The organism is Amycolatopsis thailandensis (genome assembly GCF_002234405.1).
GTDB lineage: Bacteria > Actinomycetota > Actinomycetes > Mycobacteriales > Pseudonocardiaceae > Amycolatopsis > Amycolatopsis thailandensis.
Window position 1 is genome coordinate 14,200 of record NZ_NMQT01000050.1, and the last position, 19,071, is coordinate 33,270.

General features: G+C 69.1%; 14 protein-coding genes. 6 read left to right on the forward strand and 8 right to left on the reverse strand.

The genetic code is table 11. From position 1 onward, the window contains the following. Positions 1 to 42: 42 nt before the first annotated feature. Positions 43 to 813: a hypothetical protein gene (locus CFP71_RS14315; RefSeq protein ID WP_093934341.1), complete on the forward strand. Its 771-nt coding sequence runs from the start codon at positions 43 to 45 to the stop codon at positions 811 to 813. 146 nt (positions 814 to 959) lie between these two features. Continuing rightward, entirely contained in the window at positions 960 to 2,138 is a 1,179-nt protein-coding gene (locus CFP71_RS14320) for a PucR family transcriptional regulator (protein WP_093934342.1), read from the forward strand. On the opposite strand, the gene CFP71_RS14325 is transcribed toward CFP71_RS14320, so the two are convergent. Then, complete coding sequence (locus CFP71_RS14325; RefSeq protein WP_093934343.1) at positions 2,135 to 2,518, reverse strand: hypothetical protein; 384 nt, start codon at positions 2,516 to 2,518, stop codon at positions 2,135 to 2,137. The genes CFP71_RS14320 and CFP71_RS14325 overlap by 4 nt on opposite strands. Before the next feature lie 237 nt (positions 2,519 to 2,755). Between CFP71_RS14325 and pgfA the strand changes: the two genes are divergently transcribed. Next, complete coding sequence (pgfA, locus tag CFP71_RS14330) at positions 2,756 to 3,787, forward strand: cell envelope lipid trafficking protein PgfA (protein WP_167406120.1); 1,032 nt, start codon at positions 2,756 to 2,758, stop codon at positions 3,785 to 3,787. Here pgfA and CFP71_RS14335 read toward each other — a convergent pair. Continuing rightward, positions 3,784 to 4,479: a class I SAM-dependent methyltransferase gene (locus CFP71_RS14335; RefSeq protein WP_093934393.1), complete on the reverse strand. Its 696-nt coding sequence runs from the start codon at positions 4,477 to 4,479 to the stop codon at positions 3,784 to 3,786. The genes pgfA and CFP71_RS14335 overlap by 4 nt on opposite strands. A 163-nt stretch (positions 4,480 to 4,642) precedes the next feature. On the opposite strand from CFP71_RS14335, the gene CFP71_RS14340 reads away from it, so the two are divergent. Beyond that, complete coding sequence (locus tag CFP71_RS14340; RefSeq protein WP_093934394.1) at positions 4,643 to 5,875, forward strand: glycosyltransferase family 4 protein; 1,233 nt, start codon at positions 4,643 to 4,645, stop codon at positions 5,873 to 5,875. Between the two features lie 925 nt (positions 5,876 to 6,800). Here the strand turns inward: CFP71_RS14340 and CFP71_RS14350 are convergent. Then, positions 6,801 to 6,980, reverse strand: a complete 180-nt coding sequence (locus tag CFP71_RS14350) for a hypothetical protein (protein WP_093934345.1) — start codon at positions 6,978 to 6,980, stop codon at positions 6,801 to 6,803. Positions 6,981 to 6,983: 3 nt separating this feature from the next. Further along, positions 6,984 to 8,675 carry an MmpA family trehalose lipid delivery protein gene (locus tag CFP71_RS14355; protein ID WP_093934346.1) on the reverse strand — a complete coding sequence of 564 codons (1,692 nt, stop codon included), beginning with the start codon at positions 8,673 to 8,675 and terminating at the stop codon, positions 6,984 to 6,986. A gap of 70 nt (positions 8,676 to 8,745) precedes the next feature. Here CFP71_RS14355 and CFP71_RS14360 point away from each other — a divergent pair, with 70 nt between their 5' ends. After that, positions 8,746 to 9,942: a lipopolysaccharide biosynthesis protein gene (locus CFP71_RS14360; RefSeq protein WP_093934395.1), complete on the forward strand. Its 1,197-nt coding sequence runs from the start codon at positions 8,746 to 8,748 to the stop codon at positions 9,940 to 9,942. Between the two features lies 1 nt (position 9,943). Here the strand turns inward: CFP71_RS14360 and CFP71_RS14365 are convergent, their stop codons facing one another. Next, entirely contained in the window at positions 9,944 to 10,849 is a 906-nt protein-coding gene (locus tag CFP71_RS14365) for a hypothetical protein (protein ID WP_093934347.1), read from the reverse strand. Positions 10,850 to 10,997: 148 nt separating this feature from the next. Then, entirely contained in the window at positions 10,998 to 14,927 is a 3,930-nt protein-coding gene (locus tag CFP71_RS14370; protein WP_093934348.1) for an alpha-(1->3)-arabinofuranosyltransferase, read from the reverse strand. 39 nt (positions 14,928 to 14,966) lie between these two features. Here CFP71_RS14370 and CFP71_RS14375 point away from each other — a divergent pair, with 39 nt between their 5' ends. Beyond that, positions 14,967 to 15,671 (forward strand): class I SAM-dependent methyltransferase, encoded by a 705-nt coding sequence (locus tag CFP71_RS14375; protein WP_093934349.1) that lies wholly within the window; start codon positions 14,967 to 14,969, stop codon positions 15,669 to 15,671. On the opposite strand, the gene CFP71_RS14380 is transcribed toward CFP71_RS14375, so the two are convergent. Together CFP71_RS14380 and CFP71_RS14385 are read right to left on the reverse strand one after the other, a co-directional pair. Further along, complete coding sequence (locus tag CFP71_RS14380) at positions 15,665 to 17,398, reverse strand: hypothetical protein (RefSeq protein ID WP_093934350.1); 1,734 nt, start codon at positions 17,396 to 17,398, stop codon at positions 15,665 to 15,667. The genes CFP71_RS14375 and CFP71_RS14380 overlap by 7 nt on opposite strands. 8 nt (positions 17,399 to 17,406) lie before the next feature. After that, positions 17,407 to 18,990 (reverse strand): substrate-binding and VWA domain-containing protein, encoded by a 1,584-nt coding sequence (locus tag CFP71_RS14385; protein WP_093934351.1) that lies wholly within the window; start codon positions 18,988 to 18,990, stop codon positions 17,407 to 17,409. Between the last annotated feature and the right edge of the window lie 81 nt (positions 18,991 to 19,071).

The following is a 19,071-nucleotide window of genomic DNA, read 5'->3' on the forward strand; positions in this document are numbered from 1 at the left end:
CCATCCTGTCCACCTATTCGGGGATACCACTGGAGGACAGAAATGAAGATCCGATCCAGGATCGTCAGAGGTGCCGTGGGCACGATCGCGCTGGCCGGGGCGATCATGCTCGGCGGCGCGGGCGAGGCACTGGCGGCGTCGGGCACGGTGAACACCGACTCCGGGGTGGCCGTGACGGTGCGGTCGAGCCCGAGCACCAGCGCGAGCTCGGTCGGCACGGTCGCGAGCGGCACCGCCGTCACGATCGACTGCCAGGCGAACGGCTCGACGGTGACCGGGAAGTACGGCACCACCGACATCTGGGACTACGTGCCGTCGAAGGGCGGCTACATCAGCGACGCCTACGTCTACACCGGCTCGGACGGCCGGGTCGCCCCGGACTGCGCCGGCAGCACCCTCTCCTGCTCCACCGCGGGCACCGGCAACCCGAGGACCTGCGCCGAAGCCGTCGCGTGGGCGAAGGCGCACGTGCACACCAACAACGACCCGGACTACTACCGCTGGTGCGACCGGATCAACTCGTGGGCCTACGGCTGGACAGCGAGCGGCTCGGAGACGGCGTACGTCCACTGGACCCAGCTCCCCGGTTCGTACAAGCACCCGGGTGACACCCAGGTCCCCGCGGGCGGGCTCGCCTTCTTCAGCAACGGCGGCACCGGGCACACCATGATCTCCATCGGCGGCGGCAAGTTCCTGTCGAACGACATCAACGGCCCCGGCAGCTTCACCGAGACCACGATCGCGCAGATCAAGAGCAAGTGGAACTACACCTATCTCGGCTGGTCGCAGCCGTGGTTCAAGATCAACCACTGATCGCGGACCACCTCGGACACCGCCGGGCGGAGGGGGTCCCCGTCCGGCGGTGTCCGTCCCGTTTGTCAGCCACGCTCAGCACCGGAAACCGCCCTTTCGTCGCATCGTGATAAAAAGCGGCCGCTCCGTCGGGTTAGAGTTGACGGATGGGCACCGAAGCTCTCGCTACTCCCGCACCCCGGGAGCAGCGTGTGCTCATGCAGGCGATGCTCACCCGGCTGCCCGAGTTCAGCGATCGCCTGGCCCGGCTTCTCAGCGACGAGGACGAGTTCTACCACCAGGTGGACAGCACCGCGCCGGACGAGTTGCGCAAGGTCTGCCGGGCGAATCTGGAACGCGCGCTGACAGCGCTCGTCGAGGGGCGGGGGCTCCCGCTCGACGCGGCCCGCAAGACCGGACTGGCGCAGGCCCGGCAGGGTATCCCGTTGCCGTCCGTGCTCCGCGCGTTCCGGATCGGTGGGATCTTCGTCTACGAACGACTGCTGGAGCTGGCGGGTCCGGGATTCATCAACCCCGCGCGCACGGTGGAGATCAATTCCAACGTGTGGAAGACCATCGACCTCTACTCCGACGCGCTGACCACCGCGTACAGCGAGGTCGCCGCCGAACTCTCCCAGGAGAAGCTCGCCCTGCTGGACGGCCTGCTCCAGGGCAGGTTCGCCACCCAGGTGGAAGTCGAGAACGCCGCCAAGGAACTCGATCTCCCGGCGGCGGGCACGTTCGTCGCCGTCGTGACCGAGGCCGTCGAGCCGGATGAACGCCCCGGGGTCGAGGCGCTGCTGCGGGCACGGCGCTGGAAGTCGGTCTGGCGGCCGGGCGCCGAGATCGGCCTGGTCGTGATCGACCGCGTCGAGGACGTCCGCCGGCTGCGTGACGTCCTGGGCACACTGCCGCTGGCGGTGGGGATGAGCAGGCCGTTCAACGGGTTCCTCGACGTACCGGACGCGGTCCACCGGGCGCGGATCGCCCGCCGTTCGCTGGCGACGGGGGCCACCGGGGTCGCCGTCTTCGGTGACTCGCCGGTCACCACGCTGGTCGCGAGCGCGCCGGAGATGTCACGCGACGTCGTCCGCGCGGTACTCACCGGACTCCTGGTGCTGCCCGCGGCCGAACGGCAGGTCCTGCTCGACACCCTGGTCGCGTGGTTCGCCGGGCACGGTTCGGCGAAGGAGGCCGCGGACCGGCTGATCGTCCACCCGAACACGGTCCGGTACCGGCTGCGCCGGGTGCAGGAACTGACCCGGCGCGACCTGTCCGATCCTGTCGACGTCGGGGAGCTCTACGTCGCGCTGGAAGCGGTCCGGCTCGCGGACGACCGGCCTTAAGAGCGTCTCTCCGGCGCCATGTCGGCGTCGATGATCTTCGCGAGGTCCAGCAACGTGTGCCCGAGACCGGGCCGCGCGGTGAGCCGTACCGCGAGCGTGCGGCCGCGGGTGGTCGTGGCGACCGGCAAAGTGACCTCGGGATTGGCGGACCTCGTCCACTGTGGACGGCGTCCGGCCCCGGACAGGACGATGTCGGGATGCGGCGAGCGCCGCCCGGGACGCCACCGTGATCTCCTGGCGTCGAGGTCGCGGATCACGTTGCCGTGCAACGAAAGCAACGCCGCGACGTCCGCGACCGCGTCGCGGAGCTCGACGTCGGTGATGGAATCCGAGTAGGCGCCGATGTCCAGCGCGCGGGGATCGATCGCGTCCTGCGGCACAAAGTTCCTTTCCACGCACCGGAAGTCGTCCGATAGTGGGCCCGCTCACGTTGTTCCCGGGAACAAACATGTTTGGCGGTCTGCGCCGAATGGCCGCTTCCGTACCGCCTTCCGGTCGCACGGCGTGCCTGTGACCGCCGGTCACACCTTTGACGCTGACCGGCCCGCGAGCCACTATCTGGCGACCGATTACCGATGGGTAATGTGGATGTTTCCGTGGTTTCACCAGGAGGACCGTTGCGACGAGCGTTGAGCCTGATCTTCTTGGCCCTAGGAGTGTTCGCCGTCGCCGGCGCGGTGTTGCTGCCGACCTACGTGAAACCCGAACTCGCCAAGGTGCCACTGAACCAGGAATCGACGTCGATCCTCGAAGGCACCGCGTCCAAGGTGCTCGCGGTGAAGACCGTGGACGGCAAGACCGTCACCGAGATCCGTGACGACGCCAAACTGAAGGCCACCGCCCACGTGGTGGCGAACTTCGCGCCGCCGGAGATGCAGGAGGGCACGGACGTCGCCGTATGGCTGATGGCCGTGTCGGTCGTCGACACCGCCGACGACACCGTGGTCAGCGCGAGCAAGCGCCAGGTCTGCTTCGACCGCCGCACCGCGGAGGGCTACGTGCCGCCGGGCGGCGACCAGGAGTCCAAGTGCTCCGACAAGAGCAGCTTCGTCACCAAGCTAGAAGAGAAGGCCGAGAAGGAGAACGAGAAGCCCAAGGAGATCCAGGAGTACAAGCCGCAGCCCGGCCTGAACTTCAAGTTCCCCTTCGGTACCGAACAGAAGGACTACCAGGTCTACGACGACAACACCGGCCGCGCGGTGCAGGCCCGGTTCAAGGGTGTCGACGAGATCAAGGGCGTCGAGGTCTACAAGTTCGTCCAGGAGATCCCCGACACGAAGATCTCGACGAAGAAGGTGCCCGGTTCACTCATCGGCGCCACCGGGGACTCGGTCGAGGCGGGCCAGTTCTACCAGGGCACCATCACCAGCTGGATCGAGCCGGTGACGGGGATCCAGGTCAAGCAGGAACAGCAGTCGCACCAGGAACTCCGGTCGGCCGCGAACCCCACGCCCACGGTGGTCTTCGACGGCAAACTGGCCTTCACCGACGCGACCGTCGACGCGATGGTCAAGCAGGTCGACGAGAACAAGGGCAAGCTCGACTTCATCGGGAGCACCGGGCCGATCGTGCTCGGGATCGCCGGCGCGGTCTTCCTCGCGCTCGGGGTCTTCCTGCTGGCGAAGCGCCGCACGCCTTCGCGGCACTAACGCCTGCGCAGCACCATCACCAGGTTCCACGACGCCACTTCCCGGACGCCGGGGACACGCACGATCCACTGGGCCCAGGAAGGGTGGTAGCGCGGGTAGACCTCTTGGAGATCGGCGAGCGGCGTGGCCTTCCCCCACCGGATGGCCGCGCCGGCCGAATAAGCGAAAAGGCTCTCGCCGAATTTGTTCTTCGGCTCCTTGCCGTTCTTTTCGAGATAACGCCGCCGGGCGTAGGCGCCACCGAGGAAATGCCAAGGCGCCGTCTCGTGCCCGCCCCATGGTGAATACCAGGGCGTGAACGAGGCGAAAACCGTCCCGCCCGGTTTGGTCACCCGGCACATCTCGGCCAGCATGACCTCGGGTTCGGAAACGTGTTCGAGGACGTTCGACGAATAGCAGACGTCCACGGATCCGGTGCGTACCGGCAGTCGCGTCCCGCTGCCGCGCACCATGTTCTCCCCGGCCTCACCCCGCGCCGTCAGCTCGCCGACGTCGGGATCTATGCCCAGGTAGGCGGCTCCCGCGGCACGGAAGGCATCGGAGAAATAGCCGGGCCCGCCGCCGACGTCGACGATGGTCCTGCCGTTCAACGGAGTGTGCTGCGCCAATTGCCGGACGGAGTCATCGGCCAGCACCGAATAGAAACCGTCCGGATCCGTCTGCTCGGTGAGAAAAGCCCGGAACAACGTCACCGATCGGCGCAAGCCGGCGCGATGAGGGATCGTTTCAGGGGTCACCGACCGATTACCGACCATCGAACCATCGCTTTCCGAGAATGATTCATCTACCGTGTACGCACCGGTAACCTAGCATTGTCGCCAACAGGTTGGGAGAACCACGATGGAACGGCCACGTGTGCTGCTCGTCAACTGGCGCGACACCGGGCATCCCGAAGGCGGCGGCTCCGAGCGGTACGTCGAGCGGATGGCCGAAGGACTCGCCAAGGCCGGGTACCGGGTCGAGATCCAGTGCGCGGCCTATCCGGGCGCGAACGCCGGGGAATGGCGCGACGGTGTCCGCTATCGCCGCCGCGGCAACAAGTTCGGCGTCTACCTCCACGCGCTCCGGGCGATCCGCAGGGCACACGCCGACCTCGTGGTCGACGTGCAGAACGGGATGCCGTTCTTCGCCAGGCTGGTGGCGGGATGCCCGGTTCTCGTGCTCGTGCACCACGTCCACAAGGAACAGTGGATCAGCGCACTCGGCGAGACATTGGGCCGGGTCGGCTGGTGGATCGAGTCCCGGCTGGCGCCGTGGCTGTTCCGGCACTGCCGCTACGTCACGGTTTCCGAGATCACCAAGGGCGAGCTCGCCGGCCTCGGCGTCGAGGGATCACGGATCACCGTGGTACCCAACGGTTTGGACACTCCCCCGCGCGGCAAGGCCGTCCGGGAGAACGAGCCGACGCTGGTCGCGGTCAGCAGACTGGTGCCGCACAAGCGGATCGAGCACGCGATCGACGTCGTCGCGGAACTGACGCGATGCTGGCCGACGCTGCGGCTGGAGGTGGTCGGCCAGGGACCGTGGGAGGAGGTCCTGCGCAAGCACGCCCGTGACCGCGGTGTCGAAGACCGGGTGCGGCTGCACGGCTGGGTGGACGAGGCCGCGAAACACGAGATCCTGGAACGGTCCTGGCTGCACCTGTGCCCTTCGGTCAAGGAGGGCTGGGGAATCGTCATCATGGAGGCCGCCGCGCACGGTGTGCCGTCGGTGGCCTACCGGGCCGCGGGCGGGGTGGCGGAATCCATTGTGGAGGGCAAGACCGGACTGCTGGCCGACGACTTCGCCGATTTCACCGCCCAGGTGGACGGTCTGCTCGCCGACCGGAAACGCCGGAACGAGATGGGCCGGGCCGGCGTCACCTGGGCGAGCCTGTTCGACTGGGAGCACAGCGTGAACCGCTTCGAATCACTCGTGCGCGACGTGGCCGGAGTGGCCATCCCTCATCCCAGGGTCCTGAGCCCGCAGGGCTTCGACGAGCCCGTCGGCCAGCCCGGCCGCGGCGGCGGCGTCGAAGTCCTTGCGGCGTGCGCGCACGGTGACGGTGCTCGTCTCCCCGACGGTCGCCGCGCCGAACGCCACGCCTGAGCGGCCGCTGGCGGCGGGATAGAACGCGATCGAGGTGACCGCGTCCGCCGCCGAAACGACGCCGAGGTTGGAAACCAGGTAGGTCGAACCGAGCCTGCCCGCCAGCAGCCGCGTGCCCAACCGGGCGATTCTGCTGCTGCGGGCGGGGAAATCGGGTTCCGGCGGCTGGGTGGCCAGCAGCGCGCCGACTTCGGCGACGGCGGGATTCCCGCCGAGCCGCAAGCGGAAGAACGCGCTGTCGTGTTCGGGTTCCGGTGCGGCGCCGCCTCGCCACGACGCCCCCACGGCGGCCACGACCCGGGCGGTTTTCCTTCCGTGCCGGGCATTCCACGTCCCGGTCAACCGCGCGGCCGCCGCCGCGAAAGCCGAGGAACCGAACCGTGAGCGAGGGAGGATCCTGGCGCTGAACACGTCACCTGGGCGACTTTCGGCGCGTTCCGGGGTGATCCTCGCCGGAGGCGCGAAAAGCGCTTCAGCGAGCCTGTGGAAGGCCGACGTGAGAAAGGACCGATCCGCTGTGCGCGCGCCGATCCCCTTGGCGGCGGACGAAATCGGGACGTCGACGGCCAGCCCGAGGATGGCGAGCAGGCCGAGACCGTCGAGCGCGCCGTGGTGCGCGGCGATCAGCACGACGGGTTCGTCGGTGCCGACCGCGACGCGCAGCAACGGCGCACCGCGTTCGTACGCCGCCTCGGCGAAGCGATCGCGGGTCGCCGGGAGTTCTTTCCCGGGAACAGCTTCGACGTCGGGAGCGGCCCCGAGCCACGGTCGTTCCCCGACCGCGACCGCCAGCCGCATCCGCGCCTTTTCCGGCGTCAGGACCGAAGACAGCCTCGCTTCCAGGAGGATGCTCCAGGAGACGGTGGGGTCGCCGTAGAGCCCGACGACCCGGCCCGCGTGGTCGGAGGCGAGCTCGGACACCGGCTCAGCGGTTGCCGTAAATGACGGCCTCGGGGCCCGAATTCGGGTTGAACTGTTCCTTGATCTTCGCCTGCACCTGGGGCGCGGCGTCCGGATCGGCGGAGTTCGTCAGCGCGTAACTCCCCCCTGCGGCCGTTGCGAGCCCGATGATGACGGCGGCGGCCGCGCCGATGAGGGTGCCCAAGACCTACTCCTTCCGCGACAGGGAATTCCTGCGTCGGCTCAATGTACGCACCGGTAACTTGAGGCACAACAGCGCGGCGGCGATCGACAGCAGCGCTACTCCGTTTGCCAGCATCACCGGGAGCGGTGATCGCGTCACGGTCACGACAGGCGCACCCGGAGTGCGGTAAAGCGTGAGCCACTCACCGGACCACACCGGTACCGCGCCGGTCAGCAACCGCGGGTCGACCCGTCCCGGCGTCCCGTGTTCGACCAGGATCCAGCCGATTCCCGCGCCCGCCAGGTCTTCGGGCGACTTCGCGGCGCGGACACGGTCCATTCTGGAATCCTCGCCGTCGATCACCTCGCCGCCGACCCGCAACGTGTCGTCGGTGAGGACGGTCTCCGGCAGCGCGCGTGGCGCCGGATCCAGCTGGGTGCGGTGGTCGTTCCAGGCGAATCTGCGGAACGTGGACAGCGGCAGCGCGACGACGTCGCCGGGCCGGTCGTCCTCCGCGAGCACGCGGTGGACGGCGTTCCAGTCGTCCGGGTAGCGCACCGCTTCGAGCTTTCCCCAGCCGCCCCAGGCGAGGTCGGGCATGGTGAGCAAGGGAAAGAGCGCGGCGGCCACGACGAGCGCCCCGCGCGCCGCGCCGGTCCGCAGCCGGGTGGCGGCGGCTTCGACCGCGAGCGCGAACCCGAGCGCGACCGGAAGTGCCCACCAGGCGACCCATTTCTGCGCGTCCCGCAGCAGTCCCGCGCCGGGAACGTGGTCCATCGCCCAGGACAGCATGGGTTCGCCGAACGGCAGGGTCGCCAGCGCGGCGAGCACGACACCGAGAACTCCCAGCGACAGCAACGCTCTCGCCGGAGGTACCCCCCACCTTCGGGCCAGAGGACGAAGACCGGCCAGCGCCACGGCGACCGTGACGAGGATCAGCACCGGCGCCATCGGCGCGCCCCGACTGCCGGGGACGACGTCGCCGTTCCAGATGCCGCCGAGCCCGAGCACGCTCAGGATCGCGGGCCCCCAGCTTTCCGCGCGAGCGCTGAAGGCGGCCACCCCGGCGGGATCCGACAGCGTGCCGCCGTCGTGCAGGAGTGTCGGCACGAGCCACGGCAGGTTGAGCACGACGGCGAGACCGACGGTATGGCCGAGTTTTCGCGGTCCAGCCAGGACGATCGCGGTGAGCGCGGCCAGCACCCCACCGGGTGGGGTGAGCACCGCGGGGGCGCAGGCGAGTACCAGTCGCGCGAGCGCCCTCGGCTCGCTTCGGCACAAGGAGAGCGCTGCGCGCACGATCCACGGAAGGCCGGCGTAGGTGAGCAAGAGCGGCCAATGCCCGATGAACAGCCGCTCCGCGAAGTAGGCCGTCCACGCGTAACCGGTGGCGGCGACCACCCGCGTACCGAGTTGCTCCGTCGGAACCAGCCTCGCTGCGCCGTATGCCGCTCCGAAAAGCGAAAGGAACAAGACGATTTTCTGGACGATGTCGCCCGGAACGACCGCTGTCGCGAGCGCGATCACGGCGTCGGCGGGGACCGAACGCGGCAGCGCGGAGCCGAGCCCGAACGCGTCCGGGACGAGCGACTGACGCTGGGCGAACACCATGTCGTAGCTCAGGACGAAGCCGCGCCCCAGCACCGGGAGGAACACCAGCAACGCCAGCCCCGCCGACACCGCGGCCAGGATGAGACGTTCGCGCCGTGCGTCCAAGTGCTTCTTCCCTTTCCGCCTCGATCGCGGTTATGGTCGCGGAGATTACCCGCCGGTAATGGGAGCACCGTTGAGCGTAGACGTCGAGGTCGATCAGGCCAGGACCGACAAGCGTGTCGCGGCGATCCTCGTTTCGCTGGCGCTGGCGGCCAACAACGCCGGTGCCTACGCGCTGAGCATCGTCGCCGCGCGGCTGCTCGCGCCGGGCACTTTCGGTGAGCTGAGTTCGCTGCTGGCGGTGCTGGTGATCGGCGTCGTGCCCGCGATGGGCCTGCAAACCGTGGTCGCGCTGCGCGTCGCGAGAAAGCCACAAGACAGCGGGACGCTCTTGGCGCTCGGGCTCACGACGAGCGCCATCGTCGCGGCCATCGGCCTGATCCTGGCGCCGGTACTGGTCTTCGTGCTGCACCTCGGATCCGTGGTGCCCGCGCTGCTGCTCGCCGTCACCCTGGGCCCGCTGACCCTGCTCGGCCTGTTCCACGGTCTGCTGCAAGGCAGCGGCCGGTTCGCGCTGCTGGCCGGGCTCATGTCACTCGAAGGCGCGGGCAAGGTCGGCGGATCGCTGATCGGTCTCGTGATCGGCGGCGACGCCACCGGCGCGCTGGCCGGGACCGCGATCGGCTCGTACCTGGTGATCTTCTGCGGCTGGCTCCTCTGTGGACGGCCGCGACCACGCAAGGCTGGCTGGCAAGCGGGCGACGTCCTGCACGCGGCACAGGCGATGCTGGCGCTGGTCCTGCTGGTGAACCTCGACCTCGTCCTGGCGCGCCACACCCTCCCCGCGAACGAGGCGGGCGAATACGCGCTCGGCGCCATCGTCACGAAAATCGCCTACTGGCTCCCCCAGGCCGTCGGCGTCCTGGTGCTCCCCCGCTTCGCGAACGGCGACGACCGGCGCCGCATCCTGCCCGCCGCCCTCGCCGTCTGCGGCGCCCTCGACGCTCTCGTCCTCCTCGTGTCGCTCGTCTTCGGGCCACGCCTGCTTTCGTTCATCGGCGGCTCCGGCTACGCCTCCAGCACCATGCCCGTCTGGCCGTTCGCACTCGCCGGCTCGATGCTCGCGCTGGTGCAGATCCTGCTTTTCTCCCGGCTCGCCGCGGGCGACCGGCGGGTGACCGTGCTGATGTGGACGACCGTCGTCGTCGAAACGGTGCTGGTGACCACTTGGCTGCACGCTTCGGCCGCTCAGGTGGTGACGGTGGCCGCTTGCTGTGCCGGGGCTCTCGCCCTCTCCGGGGCTTTACTGGAAGTGCGGTCGCGCCGGTGACTCATCGGAGCCGCACATCGGGTCGCGGGCGTCGCCGGGCACTTTCGAACGCCGCTTTTAGTTCTGCCCGGACCTCGTCCGGTTCCGACCGGAGACGGGACGGCAACGTCTGGAGAACGACGACCCCTGCCGCGGTGTAGCGCGCGTTCCGCGCCAGAGTGGCGCGAAAGTGGTCCCCCTCGGAGTGATAACCGCGGGAATCGATTTCCCAAGCGAGCGCGACCTCGTCGCACCAACCGTCCGGCTTCGCGACGAACCGGCCCGCCGCGTCGAAGACCCGCACATTCCACTGGAGCTCCGGCAGCCCGGACCGTGCCCAAAGGTTCCACGCGTCGGCCTCGGCGACCGAATGCGCGCCGCCCAAGATCGGCATCATCGCCCACCGCAGTCTTTCGTCGATGCGAGACCGTTCTTCGATCTCGACGGCGAGCGCCGACGGCAAGCAATGACGATCTCGCACCGCTTCGGCCATCATCGCCACTGCCGCGTCCAGGTCGGGCGCGCGCCGCGCCGCGTCGATCACCGCGCGCGGCACAGGAGCGGTGGGGACACCCGACCTGATCCTCGGCGCCGGCAAGCGTCTCGTCCGTTCGACGTGAACGAAACCGGTACTGGTGATTCCTCGTTCGGCGGGCACGAGCAGGTGCACGTCATCGATGGCCGGAAGGTTTCTCAGCCCATAGCGCCTCAGCGCGGACACACCCGTGAGCATCGAACCTTCACGGGCATGGAGCAATCCCGCCTCGATCCGCTGTTCATCGGTCGGCTCGCCGTTCCCGAGTAAAACGACGCCGGGCAGCAGCATCCGCCAGACACCGCCGGGCTCGCAGCGGCGCCAGATCGTTCTTCTGGGCACGCCGAGCTCTTCGAGCCGCTTGACCCCGATCACGATCGGGCCGTTCGTCAACTGTGGATGCTGTGCCCACTCGCCTCTTCGCACTTGATCAGCTTCGGACGGGGTACCGACAAAAATCGCGGATCCCCGTCGTGACAGGTCCGGCGATGAGGGGGTGTGTGGGAATAGGGACACTCAACGTCCCCATTTCCACACACCCTCACGTCTTGTCGCCTTCGATCTCTCGCCCTTCGAACCAAGGCACGCACATCGCCACCATCGCCGCCGCGCTCAGCAGCAGCGAAGCCTGCGTAACCGGTCCATAGGCCCACTCCTGACCATGCCCCAGCAGCCGCCCCACCACCGCGACGAGCGTGCCCGCGACCATCCCGCCGAAAGCGAGATACCGCGGCGCGCGTTCGCTGAACTGGCGGGCCAGCAGGACGGAGATCAGCAGCACGATCGGCAGCATCCCGCCCAGCACGGCCAGCAGCCCGATGAGCACCACCGGGACCACCCGCCCTGAGCCCGCCCCGACGGCGACGTGACGTGGGCGGACCGGCCACAGCACACCGATCAGCACCGCCAGGATCGCGACGGCGCCGATCAGCAGGCCCGATCGGTACTTCCAGTCCGGGGTGAACTCCAGCCGGACGACACCGCCGGAACCGGCGGGCAGGATCCAGGCCTGCTGCCAGCCGTCGACACGCGTCTTCACCAGCGGGGTCCCGTTCAGCGATGCGGTCCAGCCCGCGTTGGCGTTCTCCGGGACGGCCAGGACGGACTCGTCGCCACCCGCGACGGTGACCGATCGGGACGTCGCCTCCCAGGAGTCCACGGTGACGGCGCGATGCCCGGCGGGAGCCCGCACGACACCGGCGGGCTTCAGCCACAGGTCCTGGACCACGAAGGACTCGGACCGGTCGGTCCGCAGTTCGTGTCCGCCCGCCGCCAGCTCGACACCGCCCTGGGAATCGGGACACGCGGAGAGCGTCATCGGCCGGTGCGCGGTGAAATCGGCGAGGGTGCCGCGCACGGAGGTGTCGTAGTCGAAGCCGTTCAGGCGGACGTTCGGGCCCGATCCGCAGGGCAGCGTGAACTCCGCGGCGGGAGCGGGAAGTTCGGCGCCGGTCAGCGACAGGCTCCCGATCCTCAGCGAGTTCCGGGTCCGCTGGTCGTCGTCGAGGCCGGCGAACGCGATCTTCAGCTGCGACGTCTCCAACGGCGGGAACGTCGCCGCGCCGGAAGCGTCGAGTTCGACGGAGCGGCTCGACGTCGGTGTCGTCAGTTCCAGCCGCGTGGGCGCGTGCGAATCGGCGGCGACACGGATCCCGGAGACAGTCTGAGGTTTCTCCCAGTCCAGGGTCATCGTCGGCCGCAGATCGGTGACGTCGGGATGCCAGGCGGTCGCGGGATTCCCGTCCACCGCGGCGAACGCGCTCGCCGCCGGATCCCCGCCCAGTTGCGAAGTCGCCGACACCTTCACCCCGGGAAGGGTGACCGGGACACGGCCACCTCCGGCGGGCAGCACGGTGCCGCCGAACTCGTAGGCACTCTGCGACGTCGTCGAGAACAGCCGCCGGATCCCGTCCGGTTCCTCGCCGTCGCGGGCGGCGGACGCGTCGCACCGGACGTGCCCGTTGTCCGGGACGCACGCGTACCTCGGCTGCTGGCCCCGCGTGAACGCGAATCCCGGCGCGGTACCCGGCCCCAGATCGGCAGGGACTTCGAGAGCGCGTTGCGGTTCCGCGCCGGGGATCTTCAGCTCCGAGATGCCGACGTTCCCGTCCTGCCTGCCGACCACGAGTGAAAGCAGTGTGATCCGCACCTTGCGCGTCACCCCCGCCGGCGCCGGGTAGGTGTGCGCGCCTTCGCCCCGGACGACCTGGTGCTCGACGGAACCGTTGTCCGTGGTGATCCGGATCCGGGTCGGCGGCCAGCCGACGCGGATGTCGTCGACCATCGCGAGATCAACCGTGTTCACCAGCCGCGGGGTGTCGAGTTCGACTTCGAGCCATTCCCCGATCGGACCGGTGAAACTCGAGGAATGCCAAGCGGTGCGCGGATCCCCGTCCAGCGCGGCGAACGGCTGATGGCTCGGATCGGAACCGCCGAAGGCGTCCGCGAACGACGCCGCCGTCGACGCGGTCACCGAGCGGATCCCCCGGTACGCGGCCACGGTCTGGTGCTGCTCGCCCGGGAACGGCAGGACGTCCAGCGCGGCTCGCTGCTGTCTCGGCGACTCCCCCGCGGTCAGCGTCTGGCTCAGGTTGTCCCGCACGCCGCCGACGTTGCGTTCGGCGCGGCGCAACCCGTCGGTGACCAGCCTCGGTCCGGTCGGCGAACCGCCGTCCCCGGTCAGCACCGTCGGCGTGCCGGGGTCGAGCTGTCCGGAGTTCATCAGCGGCAGCAGGTTTTCCGGCCCACCGCTCACCGTCGGCACGTCCTTCGTGGACGTCGCGGTGACCAGCGGGACCGGCCGTTTCACCTCGAAGATCTCCAAAGGCCCGAACTGGGCCGACTTCTCGATCCCCGGCGACCCGGCTAGGCCGGCGCGCAACGTCGTGAAGTCGGGGGCGCCGACCTTGGCGCGGTCGATGTCCCCGCGCAGCACCAAGAACCGGTAGCCCGAACGCGCGAGCAGCGCGGCGAGCCCGGGATCGCCTCTGCCGTCGGCCAGGGCCGCGTCGACCGAGTCCATCAGGCGGGTGTTGCCCTCCGAACCCAGCGGGACCTGGTTGCGGACGGCCCACGGACTGTCCGCGATGGCCTGCGCCGGTTCGTCGACCGTCCGGCCCCAGTCGTACTCGCCGAACCCGGTCGCGGGCAGCAGCAGCGTGCGCGCCGTCGCGTCGGTCTTGGCGACGTGGCCCATCGCGTCGTACCAGTACCCCGGCACCTCGTCCCAGCCCGGCCCCGGCCGCAACGTCAGCAGCCACACCGGCGCGGCCATCGCCAGAACCAGCAGCGCGCCGAGCGCGGGCCGCAGATTCCGCCGTACCGCCGGCGCGGCGCTCGTGATGCCGTGGACGAACGCCAGCATCAACGGGAGCCGAAGCACCGGCTCGAACTTGTGCACGTTGCGCAGCGGTGCGAGCGGGCCGTCGAGCAGATGCCGCACGGGTTCCGCCAGCGGGCTGTCGAGCGTCCCGACGTAGCCGACGGTCAGCAGCGTCAGCCCGGTCAGCACGCCGAGCACCAGGAACCGACGCTCGGGCAGACCGCGCCGCGCGAGTCCGAACAGCCCGACCGCGGCCACCAGCCCGGTGGCCGCCATCAGGACGGGATTGTCGATCAGCGCCCAGCCCGACGGCCACCACGGCGTGCCCTGGACGACGTAGGCGACCCACTGATTCGTGCCGCGCAGCACTTCGAACAGCGACATCGGCGCGGTGGTGTTCGTCGCGGATTCGATGTAGTCCAGGAACGGCAGGCTGTACTGGCCGAGCAGCACCAGCGGCAGGATCCACCACAGCATCACCCCGGCGACGAAGACGAACCACCAGATGACGAGTTCGACGTGGGTGCTCCGCCACTTCCGGGTCAGCAGCCACAAACCGGGCAGCACGAGCGCCATCACGACCATCGCGCCGTTGATCCCGCCCATGCACAGCACAGCGAGCGCGGACAGCCCGGCGGCCCGGCGAGGCGAACCGATGCGGTCGGCGAGGATCAGCGGCAGCAGCACCCACGGCAGCAGGACGGCGGGCAGCATTTCCGAGGACAGCGAACCGATTTCGGTGACCATCCTCGGTGCGAGGGCGTAGCCGACTGCTCCGATCAGCCGAGTCCGTTCGTTCCCCATCTTGAGCGCGCGGGCCACCAGCAGAGCGCCCCCGAAAGCGACCGAGAGCAGGATCGCGCACCACAACCGCTGCGCGATCCACACCGGGATCCCGACGGCCTGGCACATCGCGAAGAACGGCCCCATCGGGAACAGGTAGCCGTACGCCTGGTTCTGCAACTCCCCCGCCGTCGCCTGGGGATTCCACAGGTGCAGCGCCCGGCCGAGGAACGCCAGCGGATCCACCGCGAGGTCGAGTTTGGTGTCGAACGTCGTCCTGCCGGGACGCTGCACAAAGGACAGTACCGTCAGCGCCAGCACGATCCACGTGCTCGGCTTCTTCGCGAGGGCGCCGGGGGTTACCATCCGGTAGATACTAGGCGGAAACGTGGCTACTATGCGCCTATGACAGACGGTTTCGCAGAAGCGTGGTCGCTCGCCGAACCCGTCAAGGGCTGGATGACGCGGGATCAGGGCCTTGCCCTGTGGAACGCGGCTTCCCGCCTGGAAAAGGGCGATCTCATCGTCGAAATCGGCAGCCACCAGGGCCGTTCGACGATCGTGCTCGCCAGTGCCGCGCGCACGGTCGGCGCGCGGGTCATCGCGGTCGACCCGTTCGTCGACGGACGGCTGTTCGGCGGATCCCCGACCCGCCAACGCTTCGAGGCGAACCTGAAGAAGGCGGGCGTCGAGGACGTCGTGGAACTCGTGGCGGAGTACAGCACGAAACTGCGTCCTCGCTGGGATCGCCCGATCCAGTTGCTCTACATCGACGGCAAGCACGACTACTGGACCTACACCGACGACCTGCGCTGGTCCACGAACCTGGACGACGGTAAGGAAATCCTGGTCCACGACTGCTTTTCCTCGATCGGTGTCACCCTGGGCACGATCGCGAAAGTCCTCTTCGGACGGCGCTACACCTACCTCGACCGCGCGACGTCGATGGCCCGGTTCCGCCTCACCCCGCCGACGACGAGGGACAGGCTGCGCGTGCTCGCCCAGCTGCCCTGGTTCCTGCGCAACGTCGGGATCAAGATCCTGCTGCGGCTGCGCTTGGCGCCCGTGGCGAGGATCTTCGGCCACGACAGCCCGTACGACCCTTACTGAGTGAGCGGCCTGCCGACGTCGACCTTCGCGAGGCAGACGGGAGCGCCCTTGGCGGACAACCGGAATTCGATCTTGTCGAACAGGCCCTCGATCGGCAGGTACATCGTGTGCAGTCCGGGCTGGAACCAGACCGGCACGCGGTCCACGAAGCCTTCGCCGCCGTCCGAAGTGAAGTAGTCGATCCGCAGCAGGTGACGGCCGAGAACGGGCGTGTCCAACGGAACCCGGACCGGCTCCTCGCCGACGGTGTACCCGCACCCCGCCACGGGGCCGGGCAGGCCACGGGAAATCGATTCCACACCGGTGATCGTCCTGGCGGCACCCGAATCGTCCAAAAGGGACATCCGACTGGTCGGCTGGTCGAAGTGGAAGCCCGGGATCAGGCCCACCACCCGTGAGACGCGCGCGTTCTCGCCGAACCAGCCGTGCAGGATGTCGTTCGGCACCGTGGTGTCGTACAGGACGAGATCGGGATCCCGTTCGATCGAGGCGCGCGCGTTGGCGAGGAAATCCCGCGAGTGCTCGAACCGCAACCCCTGCGCCAGCCGGGAGAAACCCACGGCCGAACTCGCGATCAGGACAAGGCACAACGCCAGGGCGAGCGGACGTTTCGCCGGGGACGGCACGGGATCCGAAGGCCGGTCGAACGGTTTGGGTTCGAGGAAGGCGAAAGCGAGGCACAGCGCGACGACGAGTGTCAGATCGGCTACGTAGCGGGGATCGCTGCCCAGTTCGGGGCCGACCTCGGTGAGCCGGGTGGCCGCCGAAAGCCCGATGTCCGCCGCGAACACCAGCGCCAGCAGCACCCATGCCTTCTTCGCCCGGAGACCGCCGACGCGGATTCCGGCGACCAGCACCGCGACGGCCACGAGCAGCAGCAGAATCCGAGCTACGACAGGGGAAGCGGCGAACGTCGCCCCGGGTCCGGGGCCCGACCACGGCCCGCCCGCCAGCCCCGGAACCAAGGTGTCGCCGAGCATCCGGCCGGTCATGTCCGCGACCGTGCCGACGGTGACCGGACCGCCGCCCTGCCCGACCTGGCTCGTCGTCAACGCCAGGAAGACGGCGGCGTATCCGGCGAGGACGACGACGAAGACGCCCATGAGCACGACGTGCCGGCGCAGGGAAACGCCGAGCAGCACGGTGATCCCGGCGATCAGCACCGGGATGAACACCGCCTTTTCGTAGAAGGCCAAGCCGAAGACGGTCCAGGCCACCGTGGCGATCGCCCAGCGCCCGCCGTCGGCGAGATACCGCACATGGGCGTGCAACGCGGCGGTGGCGGCCAGGAGCACGGGCGCGAGCTGGATCGCGTACGCCCACCACAACGTCGGGACGAGCAGCAGGGGCGAAGCCGTGAACATCGTGAACGGGACGAGAATCCCCCAGCGGCGCCCGAAACAGCGCACCAGCACCGCCCACAGCAGCGCCGAGGCCGCCGCCTGCATCACCAGGACCGGCGCCATCAGCACGGCGAAGTCCAATGGAGCCCACGCGGTCAGCAGATCGGCGAGCAGGAATCCGCCCGGCGCGAGGTGGCCGTGGTAATCCTGGAAGTAGTAGCCGAAGTCGAACGGGCCGGCCTTCGCGGCGTGATAGGTGATGACGAAATCGTCTTGCGCCAGGCTTCCGTGCAGCGCGGCCCAGGTGTGCAGGACGAACGGGATCACGGCGGCGACGATCGCGGCGATCGTGACCAGCGAAGGTCTCTTCCCCCGGACAACCACGTCTTGCCTCAATTCTTGCAGGTCGGCGGCTGGCACATGATCTTGCTCAGCGCCTGGTAGAAGACGTCCGAGATCTTCCGCGGATCGGGGGTGGTGAACGAATCCCCGCCGGTGGCGGTGGAGACCTGCCGGAGTTCGGACGCGTCGATGTCCGGCCCGATGCCGATCCCGATGACCGGCAACGGTTTCCGCGGATCCTGGAGCTTGCCCAGCTCTTCCAGCAACCTCGGCAGCCCGACCGTGTCGCCGTCCTCGTTGCGTCCGTCGGTGAGGACGACGATCAGGTTGATCCGCCCGGGTTTCCAGTTCTGCCTGGCGTTCTGGTACGCGGCGAGGATCGAATCGTAGAGCCCGGTCGCCCCGCCGGCTTTCGGCCGCACCGCCTGCAACTGCTCCACCCCGCCCGAGGCCGTCTGCTCGGCGATCGTCTTCATCGGCAACAGGACCCGGTGGTCCCGGTCACCGTCCAATTTGGTCGAGAACAGCCACAGCCCCAGTTCGGTGGTGGGTTTGAACAGCCTGAGCCCCTGCGTCGCGGCCTGCAAGGTGAGTTCCATCCGGCTCTTTCCGGTACCCGGCACGGAGGCGGCCATCGAACCGGAGACGTCGAGGAGCACCTGCACCCGGGCGCTCAGATTCGTCCCCGCCCAGGCCTGCAAGGCGGCGTACAGGTCCGTCACGGGTGGGGCGCCCGGCGGACGCGGTGCGGGATCGGTCCGGCTGTCCCGCGCCCGCGGTACGGCGAACTGGCCGGAGGGCGCGCGGAATCCCGCGTCGGCGAAGGTCGCGGCGGCGAGCGGATCGAGCAGCAGTCGCAGAAAACGTTCCGCCGCGCCCCTGGATGCCTCTGAAGCCTTGGGCAGCACGACGTACGGGTAGTCGAATCCCCGCACCGGGACGTCCGGGTACGCCGCCACGAGATCCCGGGCGAGGACGGACTGTTCGGTCGCCGGGAAAGCGGCCGGGAACTGGCCGGGGGCGGGATTCAGCTTCCGCAGGGCGGCGGTGAAGGCCGCCGCGGGATCGGATGCCCGCTCGGTCAGCTTCCGCAGGCCGAGCAACGTGGCGACGCCGAGCGGATCCCGCGCCGGATCCGGCATCCCGACCGGGGAACCGTCGAGGACCTCTTGCCAGGCGGGCGGTTTCCCCGGCCAGCCGAACCGGCGCGCGGTCTCGTCGGGAAGTCCCAGCACCACCGGGGAATTCGCCACCGACTGACCTGATTCGGGCAGGTTCCACGCGCCGGCGTCCCTGGCCTGCGACAACATCGTGCTCGACTCGGGAACCCAGACGTCGGGTCCACCGGAAGCAGTGGTCCCGAGCAGGTCGGCGGTCTTGGCCGACTCGCTCGCGGTCACGTCGACTCGGAAGCATTCTTCCTGTGGCACGGTCGCCGCGAGCCGCGTGAGCACCGGCGCGACGTCGGGCGCGGCGGTGATCTCGACCGGCGTCAGCGCGTCACAACCGTTGCCCGCCAACCGGGCCCGGAGGTAGTCGACGCCCCACCAGGCACCGAGCGCGACCACCAGCAACAGGCTCAAGACGACCACGGGCGCGTTGGAACGCCCACCACGCCTCGGGCCTACCTGCATGTGCATGCCTCCGAGGTGCGGTACGGGATCTGGGATGTTGCCCAATCCGCCCGCGCACGTCAACCCTCGGGTAACTTAGCG

Coding starts and splice junctions, on each gene's coding strand:
- CFP71_RS14315 (WP_093934341.1), top strand. CDS start 43: ATGAAGATCCGATCCAGGATCGTCAGAGGTGCCGTGGGCACGATCGCG.
- CFP71_RS14320 (WP_093934342.1), top strand. CDS start 960: ATGGGCACCGAAGCTCTCGCTACTCCCGCACCCCGGGAGCAGCGTGTG.
- CFP71_RS14370 (WP_093934348.1), bottom strand. CDS start 14,927: ATGGTAACCCCCGGCGCCCTCGCGAAGAAGCCGAGCACGTGGATCGTG.
- CFP71_RS14375 (WP_093934349.1), top strand. CDS start 14,967: ATGACAGACGGTTTCGCAGAAGCGTGGTCGCTCGCCGAACCCGTCAAG.
- CFP71_RS14385 (WP_093934351.1), bottom strand. CDS start 18,990: ATGCAGGTAGGCCCGAGGCGTGGTGGGCGTTCCAACGCGCCCGTGGTC.